Genomic DNA, 12,216 nt, shown 5'->3' with positions numbered 1-12,216 from the left:
TTAGCATTTTTAATCATTTTAATGAAAACATACTTTAGATTACTTTCATTTGCCAAGCCTATTGAAAAATACGCCATTCCTTATTTCATAGCAACCATATTTGCCATATTTTTCAACACGTTTCTCTTTGCCTTACTTGGCCCCTTGTTAACTACTTTATTTTCTGATACCACTACTGCGTCAGCGGTAATACTTCAAAAAGCATCTTCTTTTGACTTAGTTGGCCGTCTTAACGACTACATTAATCTTACCATTAAGAATCAAGGAGAACTTTATACTTTACGTATCGTAAGTTTAGCTATTATAATTGCAGTGTTTCTAGCCAACTTCTTCCGTTATCTTTCCCAACGTTTTATGGAGGATCTGAGAGTTCATACCTTACTTAATCTCAGAAAGTCGGTGTTCGACAATGTCATGGACCTTCATGTTGGATATTTTAATAGTGAAAAAAAGGGCGACATCATTTCAAAAGTAGCTTCTGATGTTCAGGTAGTTCAGGGAACAGTAACGAATACCCTTCAAGTTATTTTTAAAGAGCCTGTTCAATTGATTTTTTATATAGCAGTTTTACTATCTATCTCTCTTAAACTTACTTTATTCTCGTTGTTGGTAATACCGATCTCGGGCTATATAATTAGCAAAATAGTAAAAAGACTAAAACAACAAGCAAAGGAGTCTCATGAAAGCTTCGCCAAAATGATCGGTTTTTTAGATGAGGCCCTAGGCGGGATAAGAATTATAAAGGCCTTCAATGCAGTAGAAAGGATCAAAGATAAATTTAATAGCGAGAACATAGTTTATTCTAATTTGAATAGAAAGATGGCGCGAAGACAACAACTTGCCTCGCCAGTTTCACAAACATTGGGTGTATTAGTCGTGGTCTTTATCGTATTATATGGAGGCACCATGATTCTCGAGGGAAGAGGAGATCTTACTCCTGCAAAGTTTTTGGTTTATATAGCTACATTTTCACAAGTAATGCAGCCAATCAAATCACTTACTGATTCATTCAGCAACATACATTCTGGTATAGCCGCAGGTGTTAGGGTTTTAGAGTTAATAGATACCAAACCAGAACTGGTCAACAAAGAGGATGCTTTAATACTACCGGAATTTAAAGACAGTATTAGATTTGAAAATGTGAACTTTAGCTACGGAGAAAAGCAAGTGTTGGACAATGTAAATCTTACCTTTAAAAAAGGCCAGACCATTGCATTGGTAGGTCCTTCTGGCGGAGGTAAAAGTACACTAATGGATCTCATTTCCAGGTTTTATGACCCCAAATCTGGCACTGTCTTTATAGATGATCATGATTATAAAGATTTGACTGTAGAAAGCATCAGACATCAAATGGGAACAATAAATCAAGAATCCATTCTGTTCAATGACACCATCTTTAATAATATTGCATTTGCAAAACCTGACGCTTCAGACGAAGAAGTGATCAATGCAGCTAAAATCGCCAATGCCCATCAATTTATTCTGCAAACAGAAAACGGATACGACACGAACATTGGAGATCGTGGCAACAAGTTATCAGGTGGACAAAAGCAACGCATTTGCATAGCAAGGGCTGTATTAGCAAACCCACCAATCATGCTAATGGATGAGGCCACATCTGCGTTAGATACAGAGTCTGAAAGGCTTGTTCAGGATGCCCTTAATAACCTGATGAAGAACAGAACTTCAATTGTAATTGCGCACAGATTAAGTACGATACAGCATGCAGACACTATTCTTGTATTACATGATGGGAAAATAAAAGAGCAGGGAAACCATTCTCAGTTATTGTCCCTTAACGGACTATACAAACGTCTTATAGATATGCAAACATTTGATATTTAACCGAGATGACCATTCTTTAATTCCGTTTCCAATATTTTTGTAAACTCTTTTTTTACGCTGCTAACCGAAAAGCCTTCATGTATATAAGCCTTTGCTGCTAAACTATAGTTTAGGTAAACGTTATCTTCAAGCGCAAGGGCCCAATCTATTGCCTTACCAACACCCTCTACAGTTAAATCAGAAATTTCTATGATAAAGTCCTCGCTTGGAAAGCCACAGTTTCTACTTACTATAGGCACAAGTCCGGCAGACATCGGTTCGATGGTTCCACCCGGAAAACCATCAACATAACTCGGAGCAATAGAGTACGTACAATTTTCTACGATGGTTTTAATCTCAATCGAATCCATCCGCAGGTTTAGACTTAAAAATACATTTGGAGCAGAAGTAAGGAATTCATGGTAGTATTCCTCTATAAGCGCATCAACATGAAAAACTACAATGTAAAAATTTACATCCTTTCTTATGCGGGCGGTTTCTAGGACTAAGAAAAGTCCTTTTTGCACTTGCCCTGTGCCACTCAGGTATAGGAAATTCTTATTCCTATCCTCTATTTGCTTAGGTTTAAAATTACTAAATGCACCCAGAATGTTATTGTTTAGTGAATATAATTTGTTAACATACCTTGATTTGAAATCTTCGTAAACTAGTCCGCCGGCCAGGATTATCGAGAAGTCAGAATCAAAACATGCATAATAATTACTGGTAGTTATCCCTTTGCTTTCCCTTGGCAGCCAAACACCGGTTAACTTAAAAAAATCACGAACACTTTTTAATGCCCATGCACTATGAAAGTGTTCATGCGTACCTGTTATAAAATGAATCCTGGGTATCGCTCGATCCCGACTGTAGAAAGACTTTTCATAATTTATCCCCATGCCGAAGATTATAGCATAGGAATCATAAGCTACACTAGTATTGGCTTGGTAATCCACAACATCAACGTCATATCCCAATTCAGAGAATACTTCAGCAACGATGTGTGACGTTAAATGATTTTGATGTGTAAAATTATTTTCATCAATAAATGGATGGGTGATATAGCTAATTAGTACCTTTTTACCATAGCTGGTGTTATATAAGTTGCTCAGAAAGTCGCTATAAGCTTTCTTTTTACTTCTAAATATTTTTCTAATACTTTTTGCTAACTTCATTCACAACCCTTAATGTGTTTAACAAAGGTAACAAAAACGTTTATTTCCAAAACTAGTTCCTCTTCTAAAATCAGTCTCCGTTTCCATCTAAAACCCTGCTTTTATAACAAAATAAAAAAGGCTGTCTGATAGTAATTATCCGACAGCCTTTTCAATCAAAAACTATTTATTTTACAATTTCCTCTTAACTTCTACTTGCTCGTAAGCCTCAACAATATCACCAACCTCAATGTTATTGAAATTATGAATATTCAATCCACACTCGTAGCCTCTTGCAACTTCTTTCACGTCATCTTTATAACGTTTCAATGAAGCAAGCTCGCCCGTGTAAACAACTACCCCATCTCTAACTATGCGGATCTTGCTGTTTCTTGTAATTGTTCCGTCAAGTACCATACATCCGGCAATTGTACCAACCTTGGTGATTTTAAAGGTATCTCTAATCTCCACATTGGCAGTAATCTTCTCTTCAAACTCAGGAGCAAGCATACCTTCCATTGCAGCTTTGATCTCGTTGATTGCATCGTAAATGATGGAATATAAACGAATATCAATTTGTTCCGCTTCAGCAAGCTTCCTTGCACCCGGCGAAGGACGAACCTGAAAACCAATAATGATCGCATCAGAAGCTGATGCCAGCAATACATCAGATTCTGAGATCTGACCAACCGCTTTACCAATAATATTGATCTGTATCTCTGGTGTAGAAAGTTTCAACAATGAATCAGATAGTGCCTCGATTGAACCATCCACATCACCCTTAACAATTAAGTTCAGTTCCTTGAAATTACCAATTGCCAAACGACGACCGATCTCATCCAATGTAATGTGTTTCTGAGTACGCAGACCCTGCTCACGCATTAATTGTAAACGCTTGTTAGCAATCTCTCTTGCTTCAACTTCACTTTCTAATGCATTGAATCGATCACCAGCTGTTGGCGCACCCTGCATACCCAGTACTTGTACCGGAACAGATGGTCCTGCCTTATCAACTTTTTGTCCGCGTTCGTTAAATAGTGCCTTAACACGACCGCTATAACTACCTGCTAAAATCGGATCACCTATTTTAAGTGTACCTGCCTGTACAAGAACAGTAGTAACAATACCTCTACCCTTATCAAGTGTAGCTTCTATAACACTACCCGTAGCACGCTTAGAAGGATTTGCTTTTAAATCAAGCAATTCGGCCTCAAGCAATACTTTTTCTAAAAGTAGTTCCACATTCAAACCACTCTTACCAGAAATCTCCTGCGACTGGAAGTTACCTCCCCAGTCTTCAACAAGGATGTTCATGGTAGATAGTTGCTCCCTGATCTTTTCAGAGTTAGCTCCCGGTTTGTCAATCTTAGTAAATGCAAATACCAACGGTACACCCGCAGCCTGTGCGTGGTTAATGGCCTCTTTTGTTTGAGGCATCACCGCATCATCTGCAGCAATAACGATAATTGCAATATCTGCAACCTTGGCACCCCTTGCACGCATCGCCGTAAAGGCTTCGTGACCTGGCGTATCCAGGAAGGTTACTTGCTTACCTGTAGGTGTAGTAACCATATAAGCACCAATGTGCTGGGTAATACCACCGGCCTCACCTGCCACAACATTTGCTTTACGGATATAATCCAGTAAAGATGTCTTACCATGATCAACGTGACCCATAATGGTTACAACAGGAGCACGTGGCAACAAATCATCTTCCGTATCTTCTTCTTCTATCAGAATGTCGCTTTCATCATCTGGTTTTACAAACTGAATTTCATAACCAAACTCATCCGCAACAATAGTTAATGTTTCTGCATCAAGTCGCTGATTAATGGAAACAAACATTCCCAAACTCATACAAGTGGCAATAATCTTGGTAACCGGCTCGTCCATCATGGTCGCAAGCTCGTTAGCGGTAACAAACTCTGTTACCTTTAATACCTTAGACTGAAGCTCTTGCTCCATTGCCGCCTCATCTGCAGACAAGGCAACATCATCACGTTTTTGACGACGTAACTTAGCACGCTGAGCGAATTTACCAGATTTACCTGCCCCACTTAAACGTGCAAGTGTTGCTTTAATCTGATCTTGTATTTCTTTTTCTGTAGGTTCTTCTTTAGGACCTCCTGACGGAGCTCCAGGTTTGGCATTCCTAAAATTAGGCCTGTTTGCCGTATTGTTCGTATTATTCCTAAAATCTGGTCTGTTACCAATTGGCGCAGCAGGTCTTGCAGGAGTTTGTGCAGGCTGATTACCCTGCTGATTTGGAGTACTTTGTCCGGTTGTTTGTCCCGGATGTTGTCCAGGTGTTTTTTTACGTTTACGCTTTCTCTTCGCATCTGCACTATCTGCAGACGAGGCTACAGGTTGAGACTTGCGATCAGGCGTTACCGGTAAAGTGATCTTACCAATAATGTTTGGTCCGGTTAATTTTATAGAACGTGCCTTTATGACCTCATCCTCAAGTTTTTCAACCGGTTTTTCAACTGGCTTCTCCTGTTCAACAGGTTTAGGCGCAGCTACAACAGGAGCCACAACAACTGCAGGTTTCTCCACAGGCTTAACTTCTTCTACTGGCTTTTCGGCCACAACAGGCTTTACTTCCACAACTGGCTCTGGCTTAACTTCAGCCACCGGTTCTGGTTTCTCTTCTTTAGCTACCTCAACTGGTGCTTCTTGTTGTACAGGAGCAACTGGCTCAGGTGCCGGAGCTTCTACTTCTTCCTTTTTAACCGTACGTGACTTAGCGTTCAGGTCATCTAAATTGATTTTCCCTACTATCTTAACACCTGGCAAAGAACCCTCTTCTGCTTTCGCTTCTGGTTCCGGAACCGGCGCCGGAGGAGTAACAACAACAGGTTTAACTGGTGCCTCTTCCTTAATACGCTCTGAATGAAGTGCAGAAGAACTCAGGTTCTTAATTAAAATACCTTCGCTCTCAAATTCAATATTTTTTCTAGGTGCTTCAGCAACTCTCTCTGTTACCTCTGGCTCATCACGACGAATTTTACCAATAACTATCTGATTGGCCTCTTCTTTAACGATCTTATCGCCTTGAAACTCTTTCAGCAACGCGTTGTACATATCGCGAGAGAGCTTGGTAGTAGGTTTATTCTCCACAGAAAAGCCTTTCTTTTCCAGAAAGTCAACAGCCGTAGCAATCCCTACGTTAAGCTCCTTAACTGCTTTGAATAAAATTATTGGTTTGTCGTCTGACATTGATTATCCTATTTTTCTTTAATTCTTATACAAAAGTAACGTTTATTCTTGTTTATTTCACGTTTAAACAGCCAGTTTTTGTGTTATTCAAACTCTGATTTCAAAATACTTATTACTTCTTTTATTGTTTCTTCTTCCAAATCGGTGCGGTTTACCAGTTCATCAATAGAAAGGGATAAAACACTCTTCGCCGTATCACAACCGATAGCCTTAAGCTCATCAATGATCCAGCTGTCAATTTCATCTGAGAATTCCTCGATATCCACATCCTCATCTTCTTCACCAGCTTCACGGTAAACATCAATTTCATATCCTGTCAACTTACCTGCCAGTTTAATGTTATGACCCCCGCGACCGATAGCCAATGAAACCTGATCTGGCTTCAAATATACCGCAGCGTGCTTGGTCTCGTCATCCAGTTTGATCGAAGTGATCTTTGCCGGACTCAAAGCCCTTGTTATATATAATGAAACATTCTGTGTAAAATTGATTACATCAATATTCTCATTTTTAAGTTCTCTAACGATACCATGTATACGCGAGCCCTTCATACCCACACATGCCCCAACCGGGTCAATCCTGTCGTCATAAGACTCAACAGCAACTTTAGCTCTTTCACCTGGTTCACGAACAATTTTCTTAATGGTAATTAAACCATCAAAGATTTCAGGAACCTCAATTTCAAACAAACGTTGCAGGAATTCAGGTGCAATTCTAGAAATAATGATTTTAGGTGTGCTATTAACCATATCAACCTTAAGAATCACCGCACGAACGCCATCTCCCTTTTTAAAATAATCTGCAGGGATTTGCTCAGATTTAGGCAGCAACAATTCGTTGCCTTCATCATCCAGAATAAGGGTTTCCTTTTTCCAAACCTGGTAAACTTCACCAGTAACAATTTCACCTACCCTGTCTTTATATTTCTTAAAGATCTCATCTTTCTCCAGCTCAAGAACTTTAGAAACCAAAGTTTGACGGGCCGCTAAAATTGCCCTTCTACCAAAACTCTCTAAGGTAATCTGCTCAATGTAATCGTCCCCAACCTCCATATCAGCATCAAGTTGCTTTACTTCGGCAAGCTCAATTTCCAGGTCATCGTCTTCAGAGAATCCATCTTCCATCACCTTCCGCGTACGCCAGATTTCCAAATCCCCGTTATCAGGATTCACAATCACGTCACAATTCTCATCGGTACCATATTTTTTACGCAGCATGCTGCGAAATACCTCTTCCAAAACGCTAATCACCGTCGGACGGTCGATGTTCTTGAAGTCCTTAAACTCCTGAAATGAATCGATTAAATTAATATTGCTCATTTTTATTTAAATGAAATTAAAACCTTTGTTTCTGTTATATCACTAAAATTCAAACTGGTTTCCACCAACTGAACTTTTTTACCTTTTTCTTTTACTTTGGCTGCTATAATAATGCCCGCATCACTCACAGAAAGCAATTCTCCTTCTTTCTGTTCGCCACCGGTAAGCTTAATACCAACCTCGCGACCGATATTTTTTTCATACTGCCTCTTTAACCTAAGCGGCTCACCAACTCCTGGTGAAGACACTTCAAGATTGTAGGCTTTTTCAATGGTATTCTCTTCTTCCAAATGAAAGCCAACATGCTTGCTTATCGCTGCACAGTCCTGAATATTAATACCCTCATCGCCATCAACATGTATAATTAGCTTGTTATTTGGCAGCATTCTTACCTCAACCAAAAACAGCTCCGGCCTGTCAGAGATTTTCTCTTCCACTAACTCTGTAACTCTTCTTTCTATCTGCATAACCAATTGTACAATAACAGAAAAGAGGGGACATCTGCCCCCTCTTGCCCACTATTATTGTGCAAATATAATAAATTTTTTCACAAAATAAAATTATCGGGCTGGCACAGATACCTTTCCCATATACAAGCTATGTGCCTGGCAAGAGCGGTCCCTCGCTACGAAACCCATATATACATGATATGATAAGGCTTTCTTATCTGGATTCAACTGCAAACTGTCTTTACCAGCCATTCTGAAAGCCCCTGTTGGTTGTCCGGCTTTCTTACCAGAAAGCAAATTGTTTTCTTCGGGTGAATAGGCCAGCATAAATACCTGATCATAGGCATTCCCGTTTTCTCCTTCTTCTGGGGTCCAGGTAAACTGTAAAACATTGTCTTCATCCAAAACCATGGTCGCAGAAGCAGGGAAATGAAGTTCGCCGCCACTAACCCTAACCTTTTCAGGATCTATAAACTGGTCCGGATACTCCCCCTGTATCGCATTATTTAAGGCGTAAGAAACCGCACCTTTGTATCCGCCTGTTTTGGAACCATATCCTTTAAAACCAATACCCACATATTCTTTAATCGGCTTCATAAAGCTTTGCACCTTGGCGAAGCCACTTGTGTTGGCCTTTTCTTTAATCGTCTTTTTACCAGATCTTTTTTCAGGTAATGAGCGTACAAAATTTTCACCATTTAGGGTATAAAAAACTGCAGCCCCAACTTTTCCAGATACAGGACCATTAACTCCACCACTTACTTTTCCCATATTTAGCTTATCTTACGACAAATATACAATTCTATTTTTTAATTTTTTTTAAACTTTTATAAATCGTTGTTTAAACAATATTTGATTGTATAACCATTGTATAAAGAATGTGTAATTATTGTATTAAAATTGCTAGAATATAAAGCGAAAACCTAATGTTTATTAAGCTATTTATCCTTAACGCTTGAGTAGTTGTTCCTGAGGTTTAATCCCTGTACTAAGTGAACTTTTAACTATTTGCTCAGCATCACCAAACTTCGCGTTGATGTGGGTAATAATTAAATAGGTCCTGTTTTTTACGAAAGGCATTTTAGGCGAAAAAACGATGTTACTATCTGACACGATATATTTACCTGCAATTGGTTCTTCTCTAATTGAAGAGTCCAGCTCTGTAGGTGTTTGAAGCACCGATATCAATTCTGAGTAAGAAGAATCTGTTAAATTTAGATCTTTAAGTTGGAGTAAGCCGGGTCTGTCAATATTACTGATTATAATTGTAGAACTATCTGCAGAAAACTGGATGGACAATGGCTTGGTATTTGAAGACGAACAAGCAAGAAGACAGCAAGACATTAAAACAGCTACTTTAGTAAAGACTTTATTCATACCACTAAACTAAACAATATGAGACTGATAATTGAAATTTTAATAATGGGATTGGCTGTATTTCTTGGCGCACGGATAGTACCTGGTGTTGTTGTAGATGGATTTGGCACTGCAATCATCGCTGCATTGCTCATCGCATTGGCAAATGCCACTATAGGTTTTATCCTAAGGTTGCTTACTTTTCCTATTAACTTTTTAACGCTTGGCTTAATGTCCTTCGTCATTTCCGTATTGATGATCATGTTGGTTGCCAACGTAATGCAGGGTTTTAGTACATCAGGTTTCCTGGCATCAGCCATATTGGCTATTGCAATTGCCTTGATTAAAGCAATACTAGGCAGTTTAATAGGATCGGGAAAAAGCTAATTTATTTTAGAATATCTCTGGAAATAACAATTTTCTGTATTTCAGAAGTGCCTTCATAGATTTGGGTAATTTTGGCATCGCGCATTAATCGTTCTACGTGATATTCTTTAACAAAACCATAACCTCCGTGAATTTGTACTGCTTCGATGGTCACGTCCATGGCAATTTTTGATGCATACAGCTTAGCCATAGATCCGGCCAAGGTATAAGAAAGGCCTTGGTCTTTAAGCCAGGCCGCTTTATAAACCAGCATTCGTGCTGCTTCAATGTTGGTAGCCATATCTGCCAGCTTAAAGGCGATGGCCTGATGATCTGAGATCGGTTTACCAAAAGATTTACGTTCTTTGGAATAAGCCAATGCAAGCTCGTATGCCCCGGCAGCTATACCTAAAGCTTGGGCTGCAATACCGATGCGACCGCCTTCTAAAGTCTTCATGGCAAATTGAAATCCAAAACCATTATCACCTATTCTGTTCTCCTTTGGAACTTTTACATCGTTAAACATTAAGGAATGGGTATCAGATCCACGAATGCCCATCTTGTTTTCCTTAGGTCCGATGGTAAAACCAGGCATCCCCTTTTCTACAATAAAAGCGTTGATCCCTTTATGTTTCAACGATTGGTCAGTTTGTGCAATTACTAAATATGTGGAGGCTGTACTGCCATTGGTAATCCAGTTTTTTGTGCCATTTAAGAGGTAATAATCTCCTTTATCTTCTGCTGTAGTCTGCTGCGAAGTTGCGTCAGATCCCGCTTCGGGTTCCGATAAACAGAAAGCACCTATCTTTTCTCCGGCAGCCAAAGGCTTTAAATATTTTTCCTTTTGTGCCTCAGTTCCGTAGGCTTCTAAACCGTAACACACCAAAGAATTGTTGACAGAAACAACAACTGAAGCAGACGCATCTATTTTGGATAATTCTTCCATTACCAAAACATAAGAGATGGCATCCATGCCGCTGCCATTGTATTCTGGAGAAACCATCATACCAAGAAAACCAAGTTCTCCAAGCTTTTTAACCTGTTCTGCAGGGAATTTTTGATGCTCGTCTCTTTCTATCACTCCAGGCTTAAGTTCTTGTTGTGCAAAATCTCTTGCAGCCTGTTGGATCATCAATTGTTCTTCAGTTAATTGAAATAGCATAATTTTATTATTGAAATAATAAGTTAAGCCAAATTTAACGAATAGCAGTGGATTTACTATGGTTGCATAGTAAATATTTGAAATGAAGGGATAAACTTATTTTAAAAGGCGGTTATTCTCGTCTGGAAACACCAATATTGGGTGGTAGTTTCTGGCTTTCTCCTGTGGCAGGGAACCGTAAGATATGATGATCAGAATGTCTCCTACCTGCACCCGGCGTGCTGCTGCTCCGTTTAAACAAATGGTTCCACTACCGCGTTCGCCTTTAATCACATAGGTTTCAAGACGCTCGCCATTGTTGTTGTTAACAATTTGCACTTTTTCGTTTGCAATAATATTTGCGGCATCCATTAAATCTTCATCTATGGTAATGCTGCCTACGTAGTTAAGTTCTGCCTGTGTTACTTTAACACGGTGTATCTTCGATTTTAATATCTCGATAATCATACCGCAAAGTTACTTAAAAAAGTAGCATATTATCAATCAAACGGGTTTGACCGACCTTTGCTGCCACCAGGGCGACTAAATTAGGTTCATTTTTATCTGTAGCAGGAAGCAGGCTATCCTGGTGTGCGATGGTAAAATAATCCAGCTCCACACCCACCCTGTCGGTTATTATCTCCCGCGCCTTATCCAGCAGTTCTGTTATAGATAGGGTATGGAAATTTTCTTTCACAAAGCTGAGCGCTTCATTTAAAACCAGGGAATGTGCCCTATCGGCGGCACTTAAATGAATGTTACGGGAGCTCATGGCCAACCCGTCGTCCTCTCGGATAATCGGACAAGAGATGAGTTCAATATCCAGGTTAAACTTGGCTACCATATTGCGGATCATCAACACCTGTTGAAAGTCCTTCTGACCAAACATGGCTACGTCAGGTTGTACTGCATCAAAGAGTTTTTTAACAATTTGAGTTACGCCCTGATAATGCCCTTTACGAAATTCTCCTTCTAAAAGAAACTCTGCCGGACCAAGATCTATGTGCCATTCTTCGGGGGCGGGATACATTTCATTAACCGATGGCATAAAAACAAAGTGACAACCTGCGGCCCTCAGCATTTCTATATCGTGTTCCAGCGGTCGGGGATATTTCTCCAAATCTTTAGGGTCTGTAAACTGCGTTGGGTTTACAAAAATACTGCACACGATGAAATCTGCGTGTTGCCTGGCGATATCAATAAGGGAAACATGGCCTTTATGAAGTGCGCCCATTGTTGGGACAAGAGCGATTTTTTGTTGAGCCAATTTAATTGGACCTAGCAGCGCCTTTAACGCTGCAATAGTATTGATAACTTTCAAACCAGCTTATAAAATTTAACGGAGTAAAGTTGGTTATTTATATATTCCGAACAAAACATCTTGCGTA

At 39.6% G+C, this 12,216-nt stretch carries 11 protein-coding genes; 2 read left to right on the top strand and 9 right to left on the bottom strand.

The genetic code is table 11. The annotated features are described in order from the left end of the window. Nucleotides 1-21 precede the first annotated feature (21 nt). A complete protein-coding gene (locus ACVWYN_RS02625) occupies nucleotides 22-1,845 on the top strand; it encodes an ABC transporter ATP-binding protein (protein ID WP_457287264.1) in 1,824 nt (607 codons plus the stop codon). On the opposite strand, the gene ACVWYN_RS02620 is transcribed toward ACVWYN_RS02625, so the two are convergent. The 6 genes from ACVWYN_RS02620 to ACVWYN_RS02595 all read right to left on the bottom strand — a co-directional run bounded on the left by ACVWYN_RS02620 (nucleotide 1,842) and on the right by ACVWYN_RS02595 (nucleotide 9,342). Further along, complete coding sequence (locus tag ACVWYN_RS02620) at nucleotides 1,842-2,999, bottom strand: glycosyltransferase (RefSeq protein WP_457287263.1); 1,158 nt, start codon at nucleotides 2,997-2,999, stop codon at nucleotides 1,842-1,844. The genes ACVWYN_RS02625 and ACVWYN_RS02620 overlap by 4 nt on opposite strands. 171 nt (nucleotides 3,000-3,170) lie before the next feature. Beyond that, a complete protein-coding gene (infB, locus tag ACVWYN_RS02615; protein ID WP_457287262.1) occupies nucleotides 3,171-6,197 on the bottom strand; it encodes a translation initiation factor IF-2 in 3,027 nt (1,008 codons plus the stop codon). Between the two features lie 83 nt (nucleotides 6,198-6,280). Beyond that, entirely contained in the window at nucleotides 6,281-7,516 is a 1,236-nt protein-coding gene (nusA, locus tag ACVWYN_RS02610) for a transcription termination factor NusA (RefSeq protein ID WP_457287261.1), read from the bottom strand. A gap of 2 nt (nucleotides 7,517-7,518) precedes the next feature. Continuing rightward, nucleotides 7,519-7,983, bottom strand: a complete 465-nt coding sequence (rimP, locus tag ACVWYN_RS02605) for a ribosome assembly cofactor RimP (RefSeq protein WP_457287260.1) — start codon at nucleotides 7,981-7,983, stop codon at nucleotides 7,519-7,521. Between the two features lie 93 nt (nucleotides 7,984-8,076). Next, nucleotides 8,077-8,736 (bottom strand): DUF6266 family protein, encoded by a 660-nt coding sequence (locus ACVWYN_RS02600; protein ID WP_457287259.1) that lies wholly within the window; start codon nucleotides 8,734-8,736, stop codon nucleotides 8,077-8,079. A 177-nt stretch (nucleotides 8,737-8,913) separates the two neighbouring features. Beyond that, nucleotides 8,914-9,342 carry a hypothetical protein gene (locus ACVWYN_RS02595; protein WP_457287258.1) on the bottom strand — a complete coding sequence of 143 codons (429 nt, stop codon included), beginning with the start codon at nucleotides 9,340-9,342 and terminating at the stop codon, nucleotides 8,914-8,916. A gap of 18 nt (nucleotides 9,343-9,360) precedes the next feature. Here ACVWYN_RS02595 and ACVWYN_RS02590 point away from each other — a divergent pair, with 18 nt between their 5' ends. Beyond that, nucleotides 9,361-9,708: a phage holin family protein gene (locus ACVWYN_RS02590; protein ID WP_457287257.1), complete on the top strand. Its 348-nt coding sequence runs from the start codon at nucleotides 9,361-9,363 to the stop codon at nucleotides 9,706-9,708. 1 nt (nucleotide 9,709) lies between these two features. Here ACVWYN_RS02590 and ACVWYN_RS02585 read toward each other — a convergent pair whose 3' ends face one another. The 3 genes from ACVWYN_RS02585 to panC all read right to left on the bottom strand — a co-directional run bounded on the left by ACVWYN_RS02585 (nucleotide 9,710) and on the right by panC (nucleotide 12,149). After that, nucleotides 9,710-10,849 carry an acyl-CoA dehydrogenase gene (locus ACVWYN_RS02585; protein ID WP_457287256.1) on the bottom strand — a complete coding sequence of 380 codons (1,140 nt, stop codon included), beginning with the start codon at nucleotides 10,847-10,849 and terminating at the stop codon, nucleotides 9,710-9,712. A gap of 96 nt (nucleotides 10,850-10,945) precedes the next feature. Beyond that, on the bottom strand, nucleotides 10,946-11,296 hold the full coding sequence (panD, locus tag ACVWYN_RS02580) for an aspartate 1-decarboxylase (RefSeq protein WP_457287255.1): 351 nt from the start codon (nucleotides 11,294-11,296) through the stop codon (nucleotides 10,946-10,948). A 13-nt stretch (nucleotides 11,297-11,309) separates the two neighbouring features. Then, nucleotides 11,310-12,149, bottom strand: coding sequence for a pantoate--beta-alanine ligase (gene panC, locus ACVWYN_RS02575; RefSeq protein ID WP_457287254.1), 840 nt, complete (start codon nucleotides 12,147-12,149; stop codon nucleotides 11,310-11,312). Between the last annotated feature and the right edge of the window lie 67 nt (nucleotides 12,150-12,216).

This window comes from Pedobacter sp. UYP24 (assembly GCF_054057295.1).
The sequence above is the reverse complement of the archived record's forward strand: the minus strand, read 5'-3'. Positions and strand labels throughout refer to the sequence as shown.